Below are 25,365 nucleotides of genomic sequence, written 5' to 3' on the forward strand. Positions count from 1 at the left end.
GCCCACTGCGTTGAATGCTTCTTTTGAAAAGTCTTATATTAAAGAACACGACGAGCCGTCTTGTAGTTTTTATTGGCCCAAGTAGAATTTAAATTTTCTTTTACGACACTACCATTTGTTTTCAGACGAATATATTGGTTGGCTCCAATATAAATTGCACTTTCAGTAATTTTAGAACCACCGTTAGTGAAGAAAATTAGATCACCTTTTTGCAAATTACTCTTTTGGACTGCTTTCCCTATTTGGGCTTGTTGACTAGCTATTTTACTTTTTAGATCAATTCCCTGTTGATTATACACATAGTAAGTAAATCCAGCACTAGTAAATGTTAAAGATTTTTCATCATATCCGTATCCAAACTTGGCCTTTCCGATTAAGCTAGAGGCAAGATTGATAATCTTATCTGCTGGTAAAGCACTTGTTTGTGACGCAGTACTTTTTTCTGGGACTTTTACTGAAGGTGTTGTTGTAGATGTTGATGCACCTTCTGAAAACACACGCTTTGCAGTAATATAATGCTCGTCATAGTAATCGACAAATAGAACTCTCGTTAATATGCCATTTGAATTTGGAATAATGATTCGATGATCCCCTGCGTATATTGCTACCATAGATGGTGTTTTGGATCCTTTAGTACCGTTAAAGAAAACTAAATCGCCTTTTTTTAGGTTAGCTTTGGAAACTGTTGTACCTTTATTCATTAAATCTTTTAAATTTGTCGTACCCAATTTGATATTATTTGTTTTATACACATAGTCGATGAATCCTGTAGCAGTAAAACGTAATGATGATTCATTATTGACGCTACCCATTGTCGCTTTATCTATTAAACTATAGGCTTTTTCTACAATCTTATCGCCTGTAGTTGCTGGATTAGATGACATAAGTGTTGGTAGAACTCTTCGTGCTGTTATATAGCTATCTGTATAATATGGCTTGCTATCTAAGTCTGTAATGACAATTTTTTGTGTTGGATCTGCCATTTGAATGATCTTATTGTCGCCAATGTACATCGCAACATGGTTAGGAATATTTCCACCTCTACTATCAAAGAATAGTAAATCACCTTTTTGTAGTTGGTTTCTAGCTACCGCAGTTCCTTGTTGCATCATATAGTCTTCATTATAAGTTGCAAGATCTACGCCATTTTGCTCGAAAATGTACATAAGGAAGGATGCACATGAAAATTTATAAGGAAAAGTAGGCTTGTACTCTGTATTACTGTAAGTAGCTTTCCCGATTAAACTTTTCGCTGTTTTTATTAATTGATCAGCCTTTGCTTCTACTGCTTGTTGATTATTTTGCGTGTTAATTGTTGCAGCTGATGCTTGTATAGGATGAATAGTGTCAGGGGCAACACCTAGGGCGCTTAAACCGATGACAACCGATAGAGTAGTTGAGATAAAGCGTTTCTTCGTCATAGATACCTCCAAAGTTTTTTTTGACTTGCTCCGATTTTAGCATGCAAAAGAGTGGATCCTTTGAGGGAATATATACCACAAATCTTTGGTAGATGGCTTAAACCCTTGCTATTACAAGGTTCTTTAAAGATGTTTACAGTTTCATTACAAATGTTTCAAAGAACTTAAGGAGAAGCATAAGTAATCGTGTATGTAGTGATAAACACATCAATTTCTTTACATCAGAAAGGGTGGATAACTTGGTTAAAAAAGTGAAAGAAGGCATTTGGTCAGGGCGTACAGATCATTTAGAAAACAAAGAGAGTTTCAGGTATCACCAAATCGTGGAATTAGCACAGCTTGATACGCTTGATACGGAGGGGAAAGCATGTGTAATCATTGGTTTTGAAAGTGATGAAGGAGTCCGGAGAAATAAAGGGCAAATTGGAGCAGCAAAAGCACCAAATGAACTACGTTCGGAATTGGCAAAGCTCCCATGGCATGTATCATCTGAAAAATATGTTGTAGATATAGGAACAATTGATTGCACAGGAAATGACCTTGAAAAAGCCCAACAACAACTTGGAGATGTAGTAAATCAAGTTCTAACCAAAAAAATGACTCCAATAATTCTGGGCGGCGGACATGAAACTGCTTATGGGCATTATCTCGGTGTTCGAAACTATATTGGTAAAGCGGCAAAGCTAGGTATCATCAATATTGATGCCCACTTTGACTTGCGCCCTTACGATGAACAGCCTTCTTCCGGTACAATGTTCAGACAAATACTAGAGCAAGATGAAAACAGTAGCTATTTTGTCCTTGGAATTCAACGATATGGTAATACACAAGCACTTTTCGACAAGGCAGATGAGCTTGGAGTGATTTATATTTGCGAAGAAGATATGCACGGTGAACAGCTAGTACAAGTGAATAAAGCAATAGAGGAATTTTTCCAAAATAATGATTTTATTATGCTGACACTATGCACAGATGTACTCAATGCTGCATTTGCCCCAGGTGTAAGTGCTTCTTCTCCTTTTGGATTAAGTCCAAATACTGTACGTTCTATTATTCGTATTGTCTCTTCCAATGAAAAGACATTATCCTTCGATATTTCGGAAGTGAATCCACTTTTGGATGAAAATAATCGAACGGTAAAATTAGGTGCATATCTAGTTAATGAAGCAATTACATCGTTTTTAAACTAGTATGCCACACTAACTATTTCCCCGCATATGATGTCGGGAAGGGGTGTATGATGAACGATAATATAAAAATGTTTAAACAATTTTTACCGCAAGCTGCAACAATTTTAGAACTCCAACAGACCGAAAAGAAACCGGCAGTACTAGTAGCAGATATTGATGGCGACGATGTGGATGAGTTGATCGGGGCGTTCCAGTATAAAGGGAAAAACTATCTATGGATCTTGAAAAACAGAAACAATCAGTGGCAACCGCTAATAATGATAAGAGGAAGCGGGTTTGGCATTTCAGATTTGCGTGCTGTACCACTCACAGACACTCGTGTAAATACGGTAATCATCGGTTGGCAACATGGTAGTACGATGTCACAACTAAATTTACTGCAATGGACAAAGAACGGTTTTGTATGGTTACCAACAAACGATCTTTTTTACAGTAAGTTGGAAGTTGAAGATATGAACATAGATGGTAAGTTTGAACTTGCTATCTGGACGCATGATACTGGTGAAGCTTATAAAGTAGAAGTTTATCGTTTCGATAAAACCGGTCTTGTGCAAGCAAAAGATGTCTATCCTTATTACTTTAGAAAAGTAGCAGCATACTATGAAAGTTTATTGAAAACAAATGAATACTCTTATTACTGGTACTACTTAGCGGATGCACAAATAAAGGAGGGAAAGTTGGATAAAGCATTAAATTCCATTTATAAAGCCTTAACCTTTCCATCTCCTTATCCATCAAAGGAAGAGCTTACTAGAGAAAGACAAGAAATTCAAAACCATCAAGGAGAATCGAACCCAAATAACCAAGTTGTAATAGATTGGGCGATGGGAGACGTAACTGGTGATGGCGTTCGGGATACCGTCTATCTCACCGGAGAAAAAACAGAGGGGAGCCCATTTTGGAAAAATATTACGCTCGTTATTTTGAATGGTAAGACAAACGTGTATGAAAGTATCCCTTTAAAAGAAAATATGGGATATAACCCGACGATTTTTCTCGGTGATTTTACAGGGAACCATGTAGATGACATACAAATAGTGATTGATACTGGAGGAAGTGGTGGTACGGTTTATTCGTATGTATTTGCATTTTTGGATGGAAAAATGAAACTAATATTTGATACTGATGCATTTAATGAGCATTCGAAATATGAAGTTAATTACGAAAATCATTATAGAGTAACGATTACAAGCTCGAATCCGAAGAAGGAATATACCTTGGATTTAACTTATAAAAGGGAAGACTATTTATCCGAAATCTATAATGTAGATGGTACGCTGAAAGAACCGATAGAAGGATGGGTAGATCCGATTAGTGGTTTGTATCCGATTGACTATGCAAGAGACGGTACGTATGAGCTTCTTTCTTATCAAGAAATTGCAGGTAGATATCACGCGGATGCATTAGGGTATGTGCAAAATGAATGGAAATGGAATGGACGAGAATTTGTAAGCAACCGGCAAACTGTTTCTATTTTTGGTAAGGATTTAAGTACTAGTTGAATAGGTTTATAGTTATCCCCTTTTTGTTGAAGGGGTTTTTTATTCAGCTTCTTTCGTTTGAAGGAGCGGTAATGGGGAACAATAAGCTCATTACTTTAAAAGAAAGGATTAACCTTATGGGGAAAAAAACATGGATTATAACGCAGGAATGGCATCATGTATTGTTTCTTCATTGGCCTGTTCCACCTGAAGAAGTACGTAAATACATCCCTGCCGAACTGGAACTTGACTTATATGAAGGCAAAGCGTGGATTGGCTTAGTATTTTTCCAAGTGAAAAGAAATCGCCCTAGATTAATCCCGCCTTTACCTGGATTACGATCTTTCTTACAACTTAATGTTCGTACATATGTTACTAACAAAGGCAAAGCGGGTGTCCACTTCTTCAGTTTAGATGCGAATCATCCTTTCATTGTAAAACTAGCTACTTTCGGTGGCTTTTTACCATATCGTAACGCGGAAATAAATATTAAAAAACATAAGAAAACATTTTCAATCCATTACAAATGTGAACATCAAAAGAAAATTTTCCTCACTACATTTCAACCAATAGGAAGGCCAATTGAAAGCACTCAGCTTAATACGTGGCTTACGGAACGATATTGCTTATGGACGAAAACAAAAGGACGTCTATACCGGGTTGATATTAATCATTCACCTTGGCGTTTGCAAAATGTAACTGGCATAGTTTGTGAAAATACAATAGCGTCTTTTTTCCAAAAGGATAATTATAAAGAAGAATGCCCACTTGTCCATTATTCAAGACTAAAAAAAGCTAGGCTTTGTCCTCCAGTTTTAGAAAAATATAATGAATAAATAGTAAAAAACAACACATACTATCCACAGTGTTAGATTTAAAGGAGGATTCAAGATGATTAAATTATTACAAATTTCTATGGTCATGCTTCTTGTTGTATCATTAGCTGCGTGTGGGACAAATAAAAAAACCGAAAATGTAGCTAATAATGGTGCAACTACAACGGATAAGGTAGCAGATACAAACGTCAATACGCACACAACGACGGATGAAACTGTCACGAATAACGTGAATGACGTGAATGGTAACGAAGGTCACAAACTGGAATTGGCTGATGATGTTGCAGACAAAATTGCAGCGATGAAAGAAGTGGAAAGGGCAAATGTAATTGTGACGAACCACAATGCATATGTTGCGGTTGAACTAAAAGAAGGAACTAATTCAAGTGAAGAACTAGAAAAGAAAATTGCGGATGAAGCTAGAGCGACCAATGGGGATTTTCATAATGTTTACGTATCAACAAACCCTGACTTCGCTAAACAATTTCGTGAGTACGGCGAGAAAATCAGAGCAAATGAACCAGTAGAGGGGTTCTTTAAAGAGTTTTCTGACACAGTAAAAAGAGTATTCCCAGATGCGCATTAAATAAGCATCGGTACTCTGTGGCAAACATTTCCGTTGATTTTAGCGCGAAATAGGTTTACTATATAAATACGAGCTGCATTGTACGTATGGATATTAAGTTTTAACCTTTATGCTGTAACAGGGAGTTTTATATAGAAGCTGGAATGACAGGCCTTATTCTCTTTTGACAATAAGGACATGCAAGATAGCTTTTGCGAACACCCACTTTGAGGAGTGGTGGTTTAAAACTTTCTTATTAAAGTACGGCAAAGGCGGCTTCTTAAAAGGTTATTATAGAAATGTTTATAGCGAGCATCTTCCTTGATTGGAAGATGCTTTTTTTTTTTGTATTTTAGGTTTTTTGTAAATTTTTCAAAGTGAGCGCGGAGTATAAAGGTTTAATCATTTCTATTCTCTTTCTTTATCTACAGTAATTATTTCGATTAAGAACTTGCATTAAAGAGATCTTAACGTTGTAACTCCGGATTTTCCTGACTGTAGACCTAACGTGAAAATTGTGTAATATTGCTCGTTATTAAAGAGAACTATGGTTTATATGCCATTTAAATAAAAATGTAAACTTTAGATAGTTGTTTCAATAAAATATTTCACAAATTAGTCACATAATGTCTATAATTTTACAAAAAAATACACAATATTAATTGTATTTGTAGTATTCTAATAATCGTGATTAATTATGCCTATTATTTTTAATAATAATTAGTAAATAGGTAACAGTTTCTTTGTTGGTGAGAGGATGAATTGAAATGAGATTACTGTTTCGAATAAAAGAATAGAATTATGGAGATGAAGAAACTCCGAAAAACACCATCCTTTTACAAAGGAATTATTTATTTGAGGGAGAAAATCTTTCCAGTTATCCATTTAAATGAGCTCTTTGGCTTAGGCGAGACCGAGTCCAGTAAAAAAAAGTTTATATTGATTTCGCAAATTAATGAAAAAGTGTTTGGCTTAATCGTAGATATTGCAACAGATGTAATTGATTTAGACCCATCATTAATTGATGATACACCATTAAAAGCGGGATTAATGAGGGAAAACTACATAAAGGAATTGCAAATACGGGGAACATTTAATTGCTCTCATTAGTTTGGAAGAAGTGCTTAACTTTGAATACCTCAAATTAAAGAAGAATATCAGAGATTATTGGTTTGGGGTTTACCCAAAATATAAGAAATATCGTAAAAGGATTAAAAAAAGGACGGTGTTTTATGATGAAAAAAATTAAAAATATGGCAACCATCAAAGTGAAACTTATTAGCATTTCCATTCTATTGCTCACGATCCCTTTGATTATTTTAGGGATTTTCAGTTATCAAAAGAGTGCTAGTAGTTTAGATAATACGGGGGAACAACTTTTAAAAAATAGTGTTGAACAGACTATAGAAATGATACGAGTCTTAAATGAACATGTGGAAAATGGAGATATTACTTTAGCAGAGGCACAAGAAAAAGTAAAAATTGCGATGTTAGGTAAGCTGAATTCAGATGGAACACGACCAATCAATCCAAGTATAGATTTAGGGGAGAATGGTTATATGTATGCGTTAGATAGTGGAGGAATAGAACTCGCACATCCAACAGCCGAAGGTAAAAACCTTTGGGAATCAGAAGATTCTAATGGTGTTAAATTTGTTCAAAAAATCATTAAAACAGGAAATGATGGCGGAGGTTTTGTTTATTATGAATGGCCACATCCAACGAAAGAAAATCGAGTTGAAACAAAAATATCCTACTCAAAAACTGATCCACATTGGGGGTGGGTAGTGAATTCAAGCACATATATGATGGACTTCAATTCGACTGCTACAGATATACTTAAAATCATTTTTGTTGTTATCGGTATTACTTTAGTAGTGGGTATATTAATCATTTGGTTGTTTGCGAATAGCATTGCCAATCCTATTAAAAAGGTTGTAAACCATATGAATCACCTTGCTGATGGAGATTTAACGCAAGGAGAACTTCAAGTCAACTCAAAAGATGAAACAGGTCAGCTGGCATCCGCTATGAACCAAATGCAAGGTAACATAGTAAAAGCAATGACACGCATTTCTCAAAGTTCCGAAACCCTATCGAGTCATAGTGAAGAACTCACTCAATCTGCGAATGAAGTAAAATTAGGTACAGAACAAATTGCAACGACGATGCAGGAGTTAGCCTTGGGTTCAGAATCACAAGCCGATAGTGCAAGTGATTTATCAGCCATTATGGATGCGTTTGTATCAAAAGTTGTGGAAGCTAATAAAAACGGAGAAACTATTCAAGAATCTTCACGTGAAGTATTGAAAATGACTAACGAAGGAAAGCAATTAATGGATTCTTCCAATGAACAAATGGGGAAAGTAGACCAAATAATTAAAGAATCTGTTGTTAGAATTCAAGGGTTTGAAGAACGAACAAATGAAATTGTAAGTTTAGTTTCTGTCATTAAGGACATTGCTGGTCAAACCAATTTGTTAGCCTTAAATGCATCGATTGAAGCTGCAAGAGCAGGTGAACATGGGAAAGGATTTGCGGTAGTAGCAGATGAAGTGAAGAAACTGGCTGAACAAGTGAATAACTCTGTTAAAGACATTACTATAATCGTAGAAAATACACAAAAAGATTTTGGACAAGTAAAAGAGTTTTTAAATAATGGATATAAAGAAGTAGAAAAAGGGAAAGATCAGATACATCTGACAGGAGAAACCATCACGAACATTACGCTTTCTGTTACGGGGATGGTAGTAAGTATAAAAACCATTTCGGACAATTTAGAACAGATTTCAGCGAATAGCCAAGAAATGAATGGTCAAGTTGAAGAAATTGCTTCCATTTCTCAGGAAGCTGCAGCAGGGGTAGAAGAAACGGCAGCAACCGCCGAAGAATCCAATAGTTCAATTGAAGAAGTAGCTGGTAGTGCAGAACAACTTGCTAAGTTAGCAGAAGAACTGAATGGCATCGTTCGACACTTTAAACTTGGGTAGATTGTCAATGTATACGAGGTCGGTGAAAAAAATCTTTGACGACCTCGTTTGTTTTAAGAATAAGATGTATTAAACAATTGGGATGAAGAAAGGAATTGTTAGTAACTATGGATACAAAGAAATTAATTCAAGAAAAATTATTGTATTGTGAATATCAACCACTGACCAATTTACAAGATGCAACTTTTGCTTTTGAAGCACTTATGAGAAGTAATCCGAGAATAAATCCGTTAACGATTATTCAAGATGCACGAAATCAGGGTATTTTATATGAATTAGATACACTTTGTATAAACAATGCGATTGAAGAGTTTCCAACCTCTTACATAGAAAAATATTTTTTGTTTGTGAATGTTTTTCCTTCCACAATCATTCATCAAAATTTCATGAAATTTATCCAGAACTTAGTATCGAGTTATCCTCACATAAAGAAACGTGTCGTATTCGAAATTAATGAAGATAAGAAAGAAGAATCTTTGTTGAATCTTCCCCTCTTTTTTGAACGTCTCATGTATCTTAAATCAGTGGGTGTACGAATTGCATTAGACGATATACCAATTAGAAGAAGTTCATTTGAAAGAATGGAGAAGTTTGTCCCTCATTTTGTGAAATTAGATCATACACATTCAAAAGACTTAGCGCTCTCAATAGAAAAACAACAATTAATCTCCCTTGTTTTGGATTATACTGATGAAAATGTTGAGTTAGTCTTAGAGGGTATTGAAACTGAAGCGGATTTAATAATCGCAAAAGATTTAGGGGTGCCTTTGTTTCAAGGCTATTATATTTCAAAGCCTTTTCGTATAATAGAAGAAACCATTGTCCATTCTTAAACGGTTACGACCAATTGTCATTAATATAGAAAATCATTCATCAAAAGTTTGAAAAAACAAAATGCGATTCATGGAGGTGAATAACCGATTAAAACATTACGATTTTGGATCATGCTCCTGCTATTATGCACGATTATTGGAATCCTTAGTATTACATTAATTTCAACCTATGTGGTAACGAAACACAATTTAATCAATGATTCATTGAATGTCAACGAAAATCACGTTCAAAACTTGTCGAAGAAATTAGAGGGAGAACTAACGAAAATGCAAGACAAATTATCGTTAATGTCTGAAGATATTAGCTATTTGATGGATAACAAAGTGTTATTAAGTAATAAATTAGATGAAATTTTAATAAATACGGATGATTTCTATGCCATTACTGTTGTCAACAAAGAAGGTGTTGTTCTTGAGGCTGCACCATTCTCAGGTATCGTTGCAAAAGAATTAGAGACACCCGGTTTAAAAGAACCTCTTATGAAAAGAGAAGCCCTCATCTCACAACCCTTCGAATCTGCATCCGGACGTCCCATTATTCTTATTTCTACACCTATTTGGAATGAAGACAAAATATATCAAGGATATTTAAGTGGCGCCATATATTTAGCGGAGGACAATTTCTTCGAAGATATTATTGGTAATCATGTAGCAAATAATGGTTCATATGTATTCATAGTGGATGATAAGGGAAACGTGATTTATCATCCAAACAAACAAATAATTGGTACAAATGTTAAGCAACTTGATGTCGTACAATTGATAAAGAAACATCAAAGTGGAACAGAAAAAGTAACCAATATAGATAAAGTTGAATTTCTCGCTGCTTATCAATATATGCCGCTTAGTAAATGGGGAATCATTTCCCAGACACCTTATGATGTAAGTGTTCATCCATTAAAAGGAATCGTGAGTAAAATATTTTTTTACTCCATTCCATTTGTGTTATGTATCTTAGTGTTTACTTTAATAATAGCTGAAAAATTATCCTCACCTTTACGGAAATTGGCGATATTTGCAAATGATACAGAAAAAAAGGAGGAGGATTTTAGAAAAGTCGACAAGCCTTCGATGTGGTATTTGGAAGTGAAGCAGTTAAATGAAACCATTCAAGAGTTTGCTGAAAGGCAGCAAGAGAGAGTGGATGATTATAAGGAGCGTTCTTACACGGATGCTTTAACAAAGCTAAAGAATCGTCGATACTTTGAAAAAATAACGAAAAGGTGGAAGTATAGTCAATATTCGTTCTCTGTAATCATGTTCGATATAGACCATTTCAAAGATGTAAACGATACCTATGGTCATCATACAGGAGATGAGGTATTACAATATGTGTCAACCAAAATGTTGGAAGTTGTTCGTGAAAATGATGTATGTATAAGGCTTGGTGGAGAGGAATTTATTATCCTATTACCAAAATCAAACCTTGAACAAGCAAGTCATGTAGCAGAAAGATTGAGACAAAATATCGCCTCTTACATATGTCCTACAAATGATTATATAACTATATCGGCTGGTGTCACAGAATATCAATTTGGTGAATCAATAGATGAACTTTATAACCGAGTAGATGCCTCTCTTTATCGGGCTAAAACGAACGGAAGGAACCAAATAGTGAAGGCTAAGAATAAGGAAAAAACATAGCATATTCAAGACTTCATTTTGTGGATACTGACAGATTATATCTGTACTTCCTTCTGAAGAATAACCATATTAAGTTCCAAAGCTCGTATGACATGAAGATGTCTTATAAACTTTAAGAAAGCATCTGGGGAAGGTGGATTGTTCTCCGAGGGGAAAATTGTCCATGCAGGGGATGCTTACTTATGCTTCCATGAATTTGAAGGAAACGAGTAATTGGATGTGAGTGGCTACGGAAGGAGTATAATCCCTTTGTCAACACTCCGGACAAACCTCCTTTTTTACAGTGGATGGCTAACGGGTGCTTTAGTGAATTATAGATCTGATAATACAGCTATTTTTTCTTGTTCACGTAGCAGGTTTGTTTAAGAAGAAAAGATTTAGATAGGAGATGTGATAGGAAGGAAGAAAGGTTATTTATTAAAGAGGTCTTATAGATAAAAAACCTTGAAACAAGCATTAACTTATTTCAAAGTATTTTTGTATTAATTAACTTACACATACTTCTAAATATGCTGCTTTTATTTAGCCTGTTCTAAAAAGACATAAGGGTAACAATAAAGTAAGCAATCCCTAAAAAATATCTCAAAATTGAGGAGTGGTGGTTTAAAACTTTCTTATTAAAGTACGGCAAAGGCGGCTTATCTAATTTTAAATGTTAAACCGGTTTCCAGTGGGAGCCGGTTTTTTTGTTACTAGGAAATAATAAAATTTATTTGTATGTATATCTTAAGGAAGTTACCGCTTGGATTTTCGCTGGGCGTACGCTTTCCACTCCAATCCATCTTATGTAGTATTTCTTTAATGAGACATAACATGCGGTAAACGCAGCAAAGTCCATTTTGAAAGTAACAAACTGACCGCTGAGCATTATTAAACTAATCCAACAGATGCCATGTTGTGCTGTATTCCTATATGTGCAATTAAAAATAATAAGCAAGGAGCTCTGAGAGCCCCTTGCTTATATTTATTTCAACCCAATATTTGCTTTAACATCCACTTCCGCATATTTCTTTTGATCTGCACGTGCTCCAACTAACGTACCTATCCATCCTGCGATAAAACCAGCTGGAACTGAGATAATTGCAGGATTTGTTAATGGAAATATTGCTTCTCCTGTAAAGAAATGAGAGCCATCTGCAGCCCATACGTTTGGACTTAATAATACGAGAACTAGTGCAGTAACAAGTCCTGTAATAATTGCAGATAACGCACCCGAGGTATTGAAGTTTTTCCAATAAATCGTATAAATGATTACGGGTAAATTAGCACTTGCTGCGATACAGAAAGCGAGCGAAACTAAGAATGCAACATTCATCGTTTGTGCACCTAGAGCTAAAAGAATAGATAATACAGACACCCCAACCGAAGCAAGACGCGCCGCATTCATTTGTTCTTTTTCAGTTACTTTTCCTTTTTTGATAATTTGTCCGTACAAATCATGTGCAAATGCAGAAGCACCCGATAATACAAGTCCCGCTACAACGGCTAAAATAGTTGCAAATGCAACTGCCGAAACAAATGACATAAGCAAGTCTCCGCCTAAAGCTTGAGCAAGGAGAGGGGCTGCCATATTGCCAGCAGGATTTGCCGCTATAATTGTTTCAGAGCCTACGAATGCAGCAGCACCAAATCCTAGGAAAATAGTTAGTATATAAAAAGCACCTACAATCCATGTCGCAAATACAACAGAGCTACGGGCAGTCTTTGCATCTTTTACCGTAAAGAAACGCATTAATATATGCGGTAAACCAGCCGTACCTAATACCAATGCAATCATCATCGAAATGGTATCTAACCCATTTGTATATTTAACACCAGGGTGTAAGTATGCTTCGCCATGGGCTGTAGCAGATTTCATTTCTGTGAACATGCCAAAAATATTAAAGTTAAACTTCCATAATACTAGGAATGAAATAATAACGGTACCAACCATTAATAACACGGCTTTAATAATTTGTACCCAACTTGTAGCAGCCATTCCACCCCATAGTACATAGATCGTCATCATAGTACCAACAAGTAAAACGGCTATCCAGTAATCAATACCTAATAATAATTGAATAAGTGCACCTGCACCAACAAGTTGTGCAATCATATAAAATAAAACAATAGTTATCGTACTCACAGCCGCGGCAGCACGAATCTTTTTTTGATCGAATCGAGACATAATCATATCTGCTAATGTATAGCGACCTAAGTTTCGAAGTGGTTCTGCCACAATATATAACACAACTAAGTAAGCTACTAAATAACCAATACTATAAAAGAAACCATCAAAACCAAAAAGTGCAATTGCACCGGCGATTCCGAGAAAGGATGCGGCAGATAAATAGTCACCTGCAATAGCGATTCCGTTTTGCCAGCCGGATAAACCACCACCAGCTGTATAAAACTCACTAGCAGAGTTTGTTCGTTTCGAAGCGATATACGTTACGAATAATGTTAATGCAACAATTCCTACAAAGAATGATAATCCTAGTGCATTCATTCATAGCCACCAGCCTTTTCCTTTTCAAATATTTCGTCCGCTTCCCGGTCAAACCCGTTTGCCTTGCCGACATAAATCATACACAATGCCCATGTCATAATGAATAGTGCGATGGAGTATACCCACACCCATGCAACGTCTCCGAATGCATTTGCGTTTAGTATGGTTGTGTAAGAAGTCAAAATAGGTAATGTGATGTAGCATAATAGGAAAATAATTGCGATCGTGAAAATAAATTTTCTTTTTTTAGACTTTAATGATTGAAATTCTGGACTTTCTGCAATTGCTTCATAATTCGGTGTGCCAGTTACTTTAGGATGAGTATGTGCTTTTTCATCCTTCTGAGTGCCTGCTGGGTTGAAAGTGTTTTCTAGTTTATTCGCCATTTTCATTCCTCCTTAAATTTAATGTTATTTCTGAATATTCCGCACTATTCTGAGGTGTAAATTAATGATATTAGAATATTTATAGGATAGCAACAAAAAGTTCACAAAATGTTCAAATTTATAAATGTTCTTCTAATAGCTACTTTGGTAAGAGATTTTAATTTCATTCGTTTTCATAGTATTGTCAGTTCTTTTTTGCTCATTTAGGGGTATAATAAAAATAATGTAGAGTACCCGATTTTTTTAAAAAATCGAGATGGGTACTCTTTTGTTTTGTTAATCATTCATCCCTTTTAGAAAGGAGGCATGTGCATGAGACAAGTGTCAATCCCAGTAAATACAATGCGATGTAATCTAATAATGACGAATAAAGCACGCGGTGGAATCCAGGAATGGGCTGCTGATGAACATGCCTTTTTTAGAATGCAACAATCTTTTAAAGTGCATATAGAAAAACGTCCAGTGAATAACCATGGGAATACACCAGTTTCGCTTTATTTTGATAATGTATCGAACGAGGTTTTAGCAGGAAAATTAGAAAGCCGGGTTGGGGTAATGGAGTGCGTACTACAAACGGACGGATTACTCGCGACAGGCTTTTATGTACGGGGTACAAAGGTTCCGGTAAAGACAAATAGGCGTCTTTCCGTCGATTTGCATTTTGTTACTGCTCGTAATAATGGAGCAGGAATGCCGATTCAATTACATACAAGCATACGAGAACTACCGGTTGCGGAAGAAAGATCGGAGTACGTGAAAAAACGAATTTCTAGTTGGGAAGGGTATTTGAAAATACAAGAACGCAATGCCGATATTGCGGATATAACGACAGCTTTTTCGAAATTCATTTTCAATGAAGACTTCACTAGACTTACGCTTATGGGGAGTAATGTAAAAGAAAATGAATGGAATAAATTAAAAGGACTAAGTGCTTCTATTAAAGGTTTTCAAAACGATTTTGGAGAAGTGTTAAAAGTAGATCGAGCGAAGAAAACGATTGAGATTGAGATGAAACCAAGATTTCAAGAGATGGCAAGACGAAATCAGTGGCATCCGAAATGGAAAGAAGCAGTGTTTAGCAACTTTTCCACACTGAGCCAGATCCGTAGACTTCGCAAAGGATTTGAAGATTTACAAAACGGTCTTGCTGCAAATGCTAATTTAGAAAATATTTTATTTGAAAAACGTCCAACGATACAAATAGCGAATAAGCAAAAGGATTTAGAATTTCATAATCAGTTAAACGAGTTTCAACAAGAAGCAGTGGTTGGAGCAATGTCTGCAGAGGATTTATATGTCATTCAAGGTCCACCAGGGACAGGGAAGACTACCGTAATCTCTGAGATATGCCAACAAAATGCAAAAGCAGGACTCCGAACGCTAGTCGCTTCCCAATCCAACCTTGCCGTTGATAATGCACTCAGTCGACTGCTTTCCAATAAGGACATTCGCATATTGCGGTTTGGTCGAACAGAAAGTATTGAAGAAGAAGGGAAAAGATTTATCGAAGAAAATGTTGGCGGGTATTGGAAAGACCAAACATTAAAAGCTTTACAAGAAGAAATTAGTGGACACCCGTTAAAAGATAAACTACTAATAGAAGAAATAGCACTCTATAAAGAACAGTCAGTATCACTGCAACAGCAAATTGCAATATTAACAGAAAAAATTGAACAAAAACAACGTGCTCAAATAGAATTCGAAGAAAGAATGAAGGAAATTAAAGAGCTTAAAAAACGTTTAATCCAGCTAAAAAAAGAACGCGAAGAACTAGAAAAGAATTATCATCATTTGAAAGGAATAACGAATGAACGCACAAACGAAATCGAACAGATGGAAAAATTTATCGAGTCTAATCCTACAAGTGAAGAGTTATTAAAAAAGATAGAACGGCTTCAATTGGAGATTGATCAAACTAGACATCAAATAATCTACCAACAGGCAGTACAAGAGAGCAGGAATATGGAAGGGTTATTAATCGAAACGAGACATGCATATCAAGTTGCACAATCTAAAGTCAATCAGTTGGAGCAATTTTCAAGTGAACTACATTCGATTACTAAAATTGATTTGCTCAAAAATCGTATGAACGATTATGAAATCACACCTTCCCATATGTTAGAGCAGCAAATAACTAATTTGGACAAGCTTTTTGAAACCATTATCTCTTTTGCTGATTGGGAAGAATTAAATAAACGACTACTATCTGCTATTGGATACGTAGAAGGTTTATTAACAAAGAATCATGTTTCCCTTGAGACTGTAAAAAGCCATGTAAATAGTAGTGGAGTAGTATTTGATTCAACGTATTCTGTAAAAGAAATTCATCAGTTTATAGACAGTATGAAACGCCTGTTAACTTCAGGATCAGCTAATATCGAGCGGTTAGAAGTTTATTTAGAAGGCTTAAATGTAAGAAGGAAATTCGTATGGAAGCAAGGAGCAATTTTACAAAAAGCGAAATCCGATTCAGCTAACTTATTCATTTCGATTAAAGCAGAACTTACTGAACAAGTAATACAAGACATCCGAATGATCGATTCATCCAAAAATGAATGGAAAAACAAAGGGATTATCCAAAATGATGAATTGCAACAACTTCAAAGAAAAGTTGCAGAACTACACAGCCAACTAGGCACTTTAGATAATATTCCTGAATTACAACAGTTACAATTACAATTGCAAGAAAATGAAAATACCATTCTTGAATGGAATAAAGTAAAAGACACACTTGTACAAAATACAGAGCAACTCGAAGTAAAAAGGAGCGAGTTCAAAGTTTCCAACGAAAAGCTAGAAGAAGTCTTAAAGCAACTAGAACAAAATAAGCAGGAAACGAAACAAGTGAATTCGGAAGGACTAGAGCAAGAAAAACAACTAAAGACTTTAGAAGAGTTATTACAACAAAATCCTGAGAAAGAGCGCGAAAAAGCCTTAATAGAAATTGCCGAGTTGGAAGAAAGAATGGCGGCTACACAACAAGAGAAGGACCGTTTACCAATAACTCAGTCTCTGCAAAATGAATGGTTTACGTTGTTGGCGGAAGCAAATGATCATGACTTAGATGAAATACGCAAACTGTATGTACGACATGCAAATGTTATTGGAACAACTTGCGTAGCATCTGCTCGAAAAGAGTTTATGGACAATTATCCTACTTTTGATGTCGTTATTATCGACGAAGTATCAAAAGCGACTCCCCCCGAGCTATTATTACCAATGTTAAAAGGAAAGAAAATTATTTTAGTTGGAGATCACCATCAACTACCGCCACTTGTTGGGGAAGACACACTAGAAGAAACACTTCAAGCTATTTTAGAGGAAAGTGACAGTTTTGAAGAAAAAGATGAATTGAAGAAGCTTTTGAAAGAGTCGCTGTTTGAACGGCTGTTTAAAAACTTACCGAAGACAAATAAAACAATGCTAGCTATTCAATATCGAATGCATGCCAACATTATGGAAACAATCACCCCATTTTATGAGGAAGAAAATTATCGCCTGCAGTGTGGGTTAGTAGACTCAGATGCTATGCGTAATCATTCACTCGATTCTCATTATGTAAAACGACAAGACCATTTATTGTGGCTGGATATGCCAAATGAAAAGCAGTGTTTTGAAGAACGAATGAAAAACGGGAAAAGTCGTTTTAACCAGGCGGAACTCGATACAATCAGAGAAGTATTAATTGACTTGAATCGGGCTACTGAAATTGCTAAAAACGAGGGTAGACTAGCAAAAGAGGAACGAAAAAGTATTGGAGTCATTAGTTTTTACGGAGAACAGGTGAAGCGAATAGACAGACTAATACAACAAGAAACTAGCTTCAAACATTTGAACTTCCGAACAGGAACAGTTGATAAATTCCAAGGAATGGAAATGGACGTTATTATATTAAGTATGGTCCGGAACAATCAAGATAAGAGCGGCGATATTGGATTCGCCAATGACTATAGACGACTGAATGTTGCGCTATCCCGTGCAAGGGAATTGCTCATTTTAGTAGGAAGTGCCAATATGTTCACTACACGTGCGAAGCAAAAAGGTTCTAGGGAAATGTATAGTCGATTACTTAGTACTGTAAAAAAACAAAATGGTTACCGAGATCAGCGTGGTCGAGAGAAAAAGTAACATAGAGGTATATAGGATATGCAAAACTTGGAGAAACGCTTAAAAAATGAACTGCAACAAAACAATAAAGTAAAAATCGTGCATTCCTCTAGATGGAGTTTGCCGATTCATTCTATTGAAGTCGAGTACACGCCCGTGAAACGGATGAAAATGGATGTTCTGATGAAAATGATGCTTATTGCATTTCAAAAAGCAGAAATTACAGAAGCTGAGCAATTAAGTGAGCTTTTACTTGTCGAGCAGCTTTTCGTTGAGGATCTAATCGACATTATGGGCAGAACTGGATTAATAGAGAAAAAGGATAGTTTGTTTTCCTTAACAGTTAAAGGAAGTCGACAACTTGAAAATGGGATTTTTGAAGAGGAACAAGATATGGAATCACTGATTGTTCTATACAGTGTTAGTCACGAATCATTTTTGAATGGTGATATCAAACCTGCCATGGATGGCGAGGCAGAGCTTGTAACCTATCGATATGTAGAAGAGGGCTATTTGGATGCAGAGCTTTCTTTTAAGAATGAGCAAGTCATCGATGCACTTCAAACCAAGGGTGTGGAAGAGAAGGAAGGAGATGTACAAGTAGTTATATCCGAAATCCAATCAACGACAGAACTGTATGTCGATGATATTCCATGCTTAGAATTTATTCTTCATAATAAAGAAGAAGATCTCCTCTATGCCCGGGTTTGGAATACGTTACTTGAAAGATGGGATGAAAAACTGGAAAATGAGCTGAATGAAAAAGAGCGTTTAGCATGGCGAGAGAAATATTTGTCATAGTAATAAAAATCTGTGGATAATCTCTCCAAGTAATAGAGAGTATATTGCTTTTGGGGACTAATGAGTCGTAAGGAAGTTACCGCTGGGATTTCCGCCGGGTGAGCGATGAGCCTTCACCGACGCTTACGCGTACGCTGCGAAGTCTCATCTTCTCACTCATCTGGCAGGAGTCGCCGCCCTTTCGCTCTTCGAGAGCAGAAACCTATTCAGAAAGCAATCAAATCAATCCGAGAGCAACCAAATTGTGGTTGAGAGTACCCAATCCATTGTCGAGAGCAACCATTTCTCATAGTAAAGGGTTTACTTGATATGAGACAATAATGATACTAATATTTCAATAATCTTTATTATCATGAAATATGACATTTAAAACATATGTGCATTATTAATGGGACAGTTGTAACCAGATAATAATACGGATGCTTATGCCGTAGCGCGCCGGCCGCATAAGCCTAAGTCATGAGACCCACTCGTGTGCAACAAGAGTTGGCTCATGCGAGGTGCGGCAAGCGCGAAGGCATAGTGGCTATTTGTTACAGTGCACTATAACTACATTGTATAAAATACCCCTAAATTGGTGATTTTTTATTCTTTTGAAGAAGCATTTTCCTTGTAATATTCTTCAATCGGTACAAACAGACCAACTCTTCCGTACTCTTCATGATCCATTGTAGCGAATACGACGCCAATTACTTGACCTTCATTATCTAAAACTGGGCTTCCACTATTTCCGCGATAAACCGTTGCTTCCATCATCATAACAGGTACATCCCAATCGCTTAGCTGATAGTAATCAATAACTTTTCCTTCGTTTGCAATGCCGGTGAAGCCTAAAGGATTTCCAATAAAAGTAATTGGATCACCTTCTGCATAAACTGGTTGTTTGGCAAGCTTAAGATGGGGCAAATTTTCCCCGTCAATTTCTAGTACAGCAAGATCTACTGATGGATATGTATGTACAACATTTGCTTTAAAACGACCGTCCTCCGGAAAACCAACAGTTACTGTATTATTTCCTTCGACAACATGATAGTTTGTTAAAATCGTTCCATCGCTTGATATCGAAAAACCTGTTCCTTTGCCGTCATCCGTTAACACAATGACAACCGACTTTTTATAGAGTGCAATATCTTCTTGTGCAGATAATCTTGCAGAAGTTTTCATAAATTCAATTGCAGGAATGGAATATATTTGGAAGATAACTGCAAAAGTATTGACAAATAAAACGGCTGCCATTAGCCAAAAAATCCACCTGGGAAAGCGATGTTTCGGTATATGCTTATTCTTATCTTGTGCTTGTTTATCAAGTGCTTCTTGCTGTGCCTCTAACACAAATTCTAGAAATTCTTCATCTACTTCTTCTTCCGAATTTTGTTCAGTTGAATTCATTCGCTCACACTCCCATCGTTACATGTATTATACACAACAGATAGAGTTTTAGGTTTAAGCCTTGTTTATAAAAAAACTCATTTTAACAAAAGTAGTTATATTTACATATTAAAAATCTAAAGTGAAGTATTAAGTTTCACTAATATTTAATAATATTACAAATTTAAGGTTAAAAATAAGTGGTTAATTGAAATATATTTAAAAAGACAAATTACCCTTAACTAATTTAGTAGGTTTAATTAATTATTTTTCACAAAGTAACAAAACTGAACTTACATAACATAAAACTATTTTTCTTTGTAAAAACAGTTATACCAATAATTCCACGTGTATTATACTACTCTATCAAATATATTGAATCGACTTTTTACCTACATGATAAAAGATGTAAAATAGTAAATAACTATTAATTTTGAAAATTCAGATATATTTCGACTGAAATAGACAAAACTTGCGACTCATTTCCTCTATAGTATTAATTACAACAAGAGATCCACGAATGACACCATTGATTCTGTTTACCTAAATGACAGTTTAGGAAAGGAGGCTAGGGTGTTTTTGTTTGGTCTTTTTTAGATATTTTTAAAAGACTAACAGCTTTTCACTAGGTATTAATATCGTTGGAAAATTCAAAGGAGGAAAGAAAATGGGGAGGAAAAGTAGTTCAACCAAAGCACTGAGTATTGCTGCATCTTTACTAATGACGTTTTCACTAATCGCACCAAACGTAGTAAGTGCCGAAACGACTAGTAAGCTTCAGCAATCTTTCAGAGATTCGAGCCCAAATTCGATTTCTGTGACAAATAAGATGAGCAGTCGGTTACTGGAAAACTTCAAAGAAGATGAAAAAGTAACATTCCTAATCAAATTCAAAGAAAAAGCCGATTCAGAGGCAGTAGCTGCTGAAGCTCGAAAAGGTGCAGATGCCGCAAATTTATCAGCACATAATACAAAACTTATTCAACGTTCTGCGGTTGTATCAGAATTGAAATCAACTTCTCTTGAATCGCAACAATCAGTAAAACAATTCCTTGAACAGGAAGCAGCTAAGGGGAATGCCCAGGATATTACATCCTATTACATTGTAAATGGAATGGCTGTAACCGCAACAAAAGAGGTTGCTGAAAAAATCGCAACGTTTCCTGAAGTTGAAAAAGTTTTACCAAATGAAACCCGCCAATTATTTACAACGAAAACTGAAAATGCTGTCGCTCCCAAAGCAGAAACCGCAAACATTGAGTGGAATGTAGAGCGTGTCAAAGCACCAGACGTTTGGGCAATGGGTATCGACGGAGCAGGAACAGTTGTAGCAAGTATTGATACTGGTGTTCAATGGGATCACCCAGCCTTAAAAGAAAAATACCGTGGCTACAATAAAGCAACTGGACAAGTTTCTCATAACTTTAATTGGTTCGATGCGACGGCTGCTGGACGGGCTACACCATATGATGATATCGACCATGGTACGCATGTAACAGGAACAATGGTTGGAAGTGAACCAAATGGTGCAAACCAAATTGGTGTAGCACCAGGAGCAAAATATATTGCAGTTAAAGCCTTTACAGCAGCTGGTGGGACAGACACTGACTTACTAGAAGCTGCTCAATGGATTTTAGCGCCTACTGACGCAAGTGGCAACGCTCGTGTGGACATGGCTCCAGACGTAGTCAATAACTCTTGGGGTGGCGGTCCTGGTCTTGACGAATGGTACCGTGATGTTGTCATCAACTGGCGTGCAGCAGAAATTTTCCCAGAGTTCTCTGCAGGAAATACAACATTGTCTAATCCAGGTGGAGCAGGATCTGTAGCGGCACCTGCAAATTATCCTGAGTCATTTGCAACTGGTGCCACTGACATTAATAATAAAGTGGGAAGTTTCTCTCTTCGTGGACCTTCACCATATGCTGAAATTAAGCCAGATATCTCTGCACCAGGCGTGAACATCCGTTCATCTGTACCAGGTAGTAACTACGAAGCTGGTTGGAACGGGACATCTATGTCAGGACCAGCAGTATCTGGTGTAGCGGCACTTCTTCGTCAAGTTAATGCTAACTTGACAGTTGATGAAATGGAAGAAATCCTTCTTAATACAGCAAATCCACTGACTGACGCTCAGTACCCAACAACGCCTAACCATGCGTATGGATCTGGATTAGTTGATGCTTATGAGGCAGTATCTTCCATTGTCACTGGACTTGGAACACTAAAAGGTCAAGTAACGAAACAAGGCGATGATAACGAAGCGCCGGTATTCGAACATTCGGCACCTAGAGAAACATATGCGGGCATGGATTTAGAATTGACGGTGGCAGTTAGTGATAACATTAGTGTTGCTTCTGTTTTATTGAACTACAAAGATGCAAATGGTGTGTTGCAATCAATCGAAGCCGGACACAAATCTGGTGATTACAAATCCGGAGAGTACGGTGTATTGATTCCTGGTGATCTCATTGCAGGTAACTCCTTTACGTACAAATGGATAATTAATGATTTCGGAAACAACGAAGTGAGCAGTCAGGAATATGTTGTAGAAGTGAAACCAGGAATTACAGTTGGTTATTCAGAAGACTTTGAAGCACAACCTGTTGGTTGGTATTCTTTTGGTGAAGCAAATAGCTGGGAATGGGGCGTACCAACATCAGGTCCAGGAAATGCTGCTTCTGGTGAGAAAGTGTATGCAACAAACTTAAAAGGTAATTATGATAACCGCATGAACGCTACTTTAGTTATGCCTCCAATTGATTTACCGGAAGGGAACTCCTATTTGCAGTTCAAACAATGGCATAATTTTGAAGAATCTTCGACCGGAAGAGCTTGGGATTATGGTCATGTGTTTGTTTCGACAGATCAAGTAGAGTGGACACAATTACTAATGGTCCAAGGTGCATCAAACAGTTGGATCGATGGTGAAGTGGACCTATCAGCCTATGCTGGACAACGAATCTATATCGGATTCAACGCATTTTCTGACGGAAGCGTAGTAAGAGAAGGATGGTATATCGATGATGTAAGACTTGCTGAGGTTTCAAAGACCGGTAAAGTGGCTAAAGGAAAAGATGAAAACAAAGGTAACTATGAGATTATAGGAAATAATGGTATCAGCAAAATTGAAATCGGAAATGGTCAAGATAAACTTGCTAAAAAAGAAGATATTGACCCAACTAAAATCCGTCCTGTATTGCCAGTTAAAGAAGCACCACCAGTGGTAGAAAAAGTTGCGAATCCAACACTTTTACCATTAGGCGCTCAAGTGAGTGTGCTTGAATCAGGACGTTCAGTTTATACAAACCCTGCTGATGGTTCTTATTCATTAACTCATGGTGCAGGAACATTCACGGTGAAAGCAGAGGCATATGGCTTCACTTCTGAAGAACAATCTGTTTCCATTGACGCAGATGGAACAGCAACTGCTAATTTCACGTTAGATGAAGTTGCACAAAATACAGTGAGTGGTACAATCACTGATCAATCGACAGGTGAAGGAGTATCAGGAGCAACTCTATTACTCCTAGAAGATGCGAATATTACACCTGTTGAAACTGATGCGGCAGGTAATTATTCACTTACTGCATATGAAGGTGATTACACATTAAAAGTAATTGCTCGTGGTTATCACAGCCGAGAAGCAAGCATTACCATTGGTTCAGAAGCAATCACACAAAACATTACGCTTGAGCCGTTCTACACTTACCCAGGCGGAGAAATCGGTTACGATGACGGGACTGCTGAAAATGCACGTGCTTTCAACGCTGCGGGTAATGCTTGGGCAGTCAAAATGTCTCTTCCTGAAGGAAAAGAAACTGGTATTGTAACAGACGGTGTATTCCGATTCTGGGATACGGAATGGCCTGTACCTGGTGGAACTGCATTTGCAGTCGAAGTATGGGATGCAACAGGTACTGACAGTACGCCTGGTAAGAAGCTTGCCGGTCCGATTGACGCAACAGCACTACGTAACGGTGAGTGGACGGTTGTAGAATTGACCGAGCATAACATTGTTGTAAATGGCGACTTCTTCATGGTATACCGCCAAACGTTTGCAAATCCAAATACTCCAGGCCTTGCAACCGATGAGAATGGTACAAATGCAGGTAGAAGTTACCAAGGAGTTTCTGGAGCATGGTCACCATCGCCAACAGCGGAAGGAAACTATATGATCCGTGCCCGTGTCAGCTACGAAGTGCATGGTCCAGTTATCACTGCACCAACAGCTGACTTAGTAACAAATGAAGCATCTATTTCAGTAGAAGGGACTGCATCACCAACTACTACTATTAAATTGAAACAAAATGGTGAAGATGCAGGATCTGTTGTCGTAGGTACAGATGGAAAATTTGCAATACCAACTCAATTAACAGAAGGTATAAATAAGTTTACAGCAGTTTCCCTTCTAGATGGCCGAGTAACAGGTGAATCTGCTCCCATTGAAGTCATTTTAGATACTTTAAAACCTAAACTTACAATCGACAGCCCGAAAGATGGCGACAAAACAAATCGTGAATCCGTAACTATAGAAGGAACTGTTGAAGATGCAAACCTTGACACTGTAAAAGTAAATGGACAAAACGCAACAGTAGTTGATGGCAAGTACTCTAAACGAATTCTTCTAGAGAATGGTGCAAACGAAATTAAAGTTGTCGCTAAAGACAAAGCAAATAATAGTATATCGAAAAAAATTACAGTTACAGCTCAGTACGATTCACCTGCAATCGAAAATGTAAAACCAGCTGAAGACTTATATTTAGCTACAGGTAAAAGCGTTAAGATTGAATTTGATAGTGCACCTGGATTGAAAGCAACATTTGTTATCCATATGCCGCTAACGAATGTAGGTGGTCAAGTTCAAAATGCGACTGAGTTACCGATGATGGAACAAGCGAACGGTCATTACGTTGGATATTGGACAGTACCAGCTGAAACTGTTGCGAATGGGGCCGTTCTCGAAGTGAAAGTTGTAGACAGCTTTAACAACGAAACGCGCCAAACTGCTGCTGGTAAACTATACATCAACGTACCAACGCCATCTGAACAACCGTCTGTAGAAAAATCATCAGAAACGCCAGAAGAATTACCTGTAGAAAAATTTGTAGAATAATTTTGAAGTGCAGCGAAATTAGATGCCAAAGAGAATATTTCTCTTTGGCATCTTTTTATATGGAATGAGCTTCTAACATAAACTTTACAAATAATGATTAAAACGTATGTTTACCCGCATATGATAGTTAATAATGAAT

15 protein-coding genes and 1 other RNA gene are annotated in these 25,365 nt (G+C 36.8%); 12 read left to right on the forward strand and 4 right to left on the reverse strand.

Annotation, left to right across the window (positions count from 1 at the left end):
- Window positions 1-38: 38 nt before the first annotated feature.
- Window positions 39-1,421, reverse strand: a complete 1,383-nt coding sequence (locus ACIQYS_RS13900; protein WP_402980998.1) for a C40 family peptidase — start codon at window positions 1,419-1,421, stop codon at window positions 39-41.
- A gap of 230 nt (window positions 1,422-1,651) precedes the next feature.
- Here ACIQYS_RS13900 and hutG point away from each other — a divergent pair, with 230 nt between their 5' ends.
- From hutG to ACIQYS_RS13945, 9 genes are all read left to right on the forward strand, one after another.
- Window positions 1,652-2,611 carry a formimidoylglutamase gene (gene hutG, locus ACIQYS_RS13905; protein ID WP_402981001.1) on the forward strand — a complete coding sequence of 320 codons (960 nt, stop codon included), beginning with the start codon at window positions 1,652-1,654 and terminating at the stop codon, window positions 2,609-2,611.
- Window positions 2,612-2,661: 50 nt separating this feature from the next.
- Window positions 2,662-4,113: a hypothetical protein gene (locus tag ACIQYS_RS13910; RefSeq protein ID WP_402981006.1), complete on the forward strand. Its 1,452-nt coding sequence runs from the start codon at window positions 2,662-2,664 to the stop codon at window positions 4,111-4,113.
- A 71-nt stretch (window positions 4,114-4,184) separates the two neighbouring features.
- The gene (locus ACIQYS_RS13915; protein WP_402981011.1) at window positions 4,185-4,928 is read left to right on the forward strand and encodes a YqjF family protein; all 744 of its coding nucleotides are present in this window, start codon (window positions 4,185-4,187) and stop codon (window positions 4,926-4,928) included.
- 55 nt (window positions 4,929-4,983) lie between these two features.
- Window positions 4,984-5,514, forward strand: a complete 531-nt coding sequence (locus ACIQYS_RS13920; protein ID WP_402981014.1) for a YhcN/YlaJ family sporulation lipoprotein — start codon at window positions 4,984-4,986, stop codon at window positions 5,512-5,514.
- Between the two features lie 67 nt (window positions 5,515-5,581).
- Window positions 5,582-5,776: non-coding RNA, 6S RNA (ssrS, locus tag ACIQYS_RS13925), on the forward strand.
- Window positions 5,777-6,294: 518 nt separating this feature from the next.
- Window positions 6,295-6,603: a chemotaxis protein CheW gene (locus ACIQYS_RS13930; protein ID WP_402981017.1), complete on the forward strand. Its 309-nt coding sequence runs from the start codon at window positions 6,295-6,297 to the stop codon at window positions 6,601-6,603.
- A 122-nt stretch (window positions 6,604-6,725) separates the two neighbouring features.
- Window positions 6,726-8,483 (forward strand): methyl-accepting chemotaxis protein, encoded by a 1,758-nt coding sequence (locus ACIQYS_RS13935; RefSeq protein ID WP_402981020.1) that lies wholly within the window; start codon window positions 6,726-6,728, stop codon window positions 8,481-8,483.
- Between the two features lie 107 nt (window positions 8,484-8,590).
- Window positions 8,591-9,316, forward strand: a complete 726-nt coding sequence (locus ACIQYS_RS13940) for an EAL domain-containing protein (protein ID WP_402981023.1) — start codon at window positions 8,591-8,593, stop codon at window positions 9,314-9,316.
- Window positions 9,317-9,427: 111 nt separating this feature from the next.
- Window positions 9,428-10,960 carry a sensor domain-containing diguanylate cyclase gene (locus ACIQYS_RS13945; RefSeq protein ID WP_402981026.1) on the forward strand — a complete coding sequence of 511 codons (1,533 nt, stop codon included), beginning with the start codon at window positions 9,428-9,430 and terminating at the stop codon, window positions 10,958-10,960.
- Window positions 10,961-11,924: 964 nt separating this feature from the next.
- Here ACIQYS_RS13945 and ACIQYS_RS13950 read toward each other — a convergent pair.
- Both ACIQYS_RS13950 and ACIQYS_RS13955 read right to left on the reverse strand, forming a co-directional pair.
- Window positions 11,925-13,448 (reverse strand): solute symporter family protein, encoded by a 1,524-nt coding sequence (locus ACIQYS_RS13950; protein ID WP_402981030.1) that lies wholly within the window; start codon window positions 13,446-13,448, stop codon window positions 11,925-11,927.
- Window positions 13,445-13,834, reverse strand: a complete 390-nt coding sequence (locus ACIQYS_RS13955) for a DUF485 domain-containing protein (protein ID WP_402981033.1) — start codon at window positions 13,832-13,834, stop codon at window positions 13,445-13,447. Before ACIQYS_RS13955 ends, ACIQYS_RS13950 begins: the two co-directional genes overlap by 4 nt.
- 312 nt (window positions 13,835-14,146) lie before the next feature.
- On the opposite strand from ACIQYS_RS13955, the gene ACIQYS_RS13960 reads away from it, so the two are divergent.
- Together ACIQYS_RS13960 and ACIQYS_RS13965 are read left to right on the forward strand one after the other, a co-directional pair.
- Window positions 14,147-17,962: a DEAD/DEAH box helicase gene (locus ACIQYS_RS13960; RefSeq protein WP_402981036.1), complete on the forward strand. Its 3,816-nt coding sequence runs from the start codon at window positions 14,147-14,149 to the stop codon at window positions 17,960-17,962.
- A gap of 27 nt (window positions 17,963-17,989) precedes the next feature.
- Window positions 17,990-18,742 carry a hypothetical protein gene (locus ACIQYS_RS13965; RefSeq protein ID WP_402981039.1) on the forward strand — a complete coding sequence of 251 codons (753 nt, stop codon included), beginning with the start codon at window positions 17,990-17,992 and terminating at the stop codon, window positions 18,740-18,742.
- Between the two features lie 585 nt (window positions 18,743-19,327).
- On the opposite strand, the gene ACIQYS_RS13970 is transcribed toward ACIQYS_RS13965, so the two are convergent.
- On the reverse strand, window positions 19,328-20,131 hold the full coding sequence (locus ACIQYS_RS13970; protein ID WP_402981042.1) for a S1C family serine protease: 804 nt from the start codon (window positions 20,129-20,131) through the stop codon (window positions 19,328-19,330).
- Window positions 20,132-20,777: 646 nt separating this feature from the next.
- Here ACIQYS_RS13970 and ACIQYS_RS13975 point away from each other — a divergent pair.
- Window positions 20,778-25,226: a S8 family serine peptidase gene (locus tag ACIQYS_RS13975; protein WP_402981045.1), complete on the forward strand. Its 4,449-nt coding sequence runs from the start codon at window positions 20,778-20,780 to the stop codon at window positions 25,224-25,226.
- Window positions 25,227-25,365 lie beyond the last annotated feature (139 nt).

This window comes from Psychrobacillus sp. NPDC096426 (assembly GCF_044762745.1).
GTDB lineage: Bacteria > Bacillota > Bacilli > Bacillales_A > Planococcaceae > Psychrobacillus.

Bases quoted from the DNA above. Each gene is read 5' to 3' on its own strand.
- ACIQYS_RS13900 (WP_402980998.1), bottom strand. From the start codon at position 1,421: ATGACGAAGAAACGCTTTATCTCAACTACTCTATCGGTTGTCATCGGT.
- ACIQYS_RS13910 (WP_402981006.1), top strand. From the start codon at position 2,662: ATGAACGATAATATAAAAATGTTTAAACAATTTTTACCGCAAGCTGCA.
- ACIQYS_RS13915 (WP_402981011.1), top strand. From the start codon at position 4,185: ATGGGGAACAATAAGCTCATTACTTTAAAAGAAAGGATTAACCTTATG.
- ACIQYS_RS13920 (WP_402981014.1), top strand. From the start codon at position 4,984: ATGATTAAATTATTACAAATTTCTATGGTCATGCTTCTTGTTGTATCA.
- ACIQYS_RS13930 (WP_402981017.1), top strand. From the start codon at position 6,295: ATGGAGATGAAGAAACTCCGAAAAACACCATCCTTTTACAAAGGAATT.
- ACIQYS_RS13935 (WP_402981020.1), top strand. From the start codon at position 6,726: ATGATGAAAAAAATTAAAAATATGGCAACCATCAAAGTGAAACTTATT.
- ACIQYS_RS13940 (WP_402981023.1), top strand. From the start codon at position 8,591: ATGGATACAAAGAAATTAATTCAAGAAAAATTATTGTATTGTGAATAT.
- ACIQYS_RS13945 (WP_402981026.1), top strand. From the start codon at position 9,428: ATGCTCCTGCTATTATGCACGATTATTGGAATCCTTAGTATTACATTA.
- ACIQYS_RS13950 (WP_402981030.1), bottom strand. From the start codon at position 13,448: ATGAATGCACTAGGATTATCATTCTTTGTAGGAATTGTTGCATTAACA.
- ACIQYS_RS13955 (WP_402981033.1), bottom strand. From the start codon at position 13,834: ATGGCGAATAAACTAGAAAACACTTTCAACCCAGCAGGCACTCAGAAG.
- ACIQYS_RS13960 (WP_402981036.1), top strand. From the start codon at position 14,147: ATGAGACAAGTGTCAATCCCAGTAAATACAATGCGATGTAATCTAATA.
- ACIQYS_RS13970 (WP_402981042.1), bottom strand. From the start codon at position 20,131: ATGAATTCAACTGAACAAAATTCGGAAGAAGAAGTAGATGAAGAATTT.
- ACIQYS_RS13975 (WP_402981045.1), top strand. From the start codon at position 20,778: ATGGGGAGGAAAAGTAGTTCAACCAAAGCACTGAGTATTGCTGCATCT.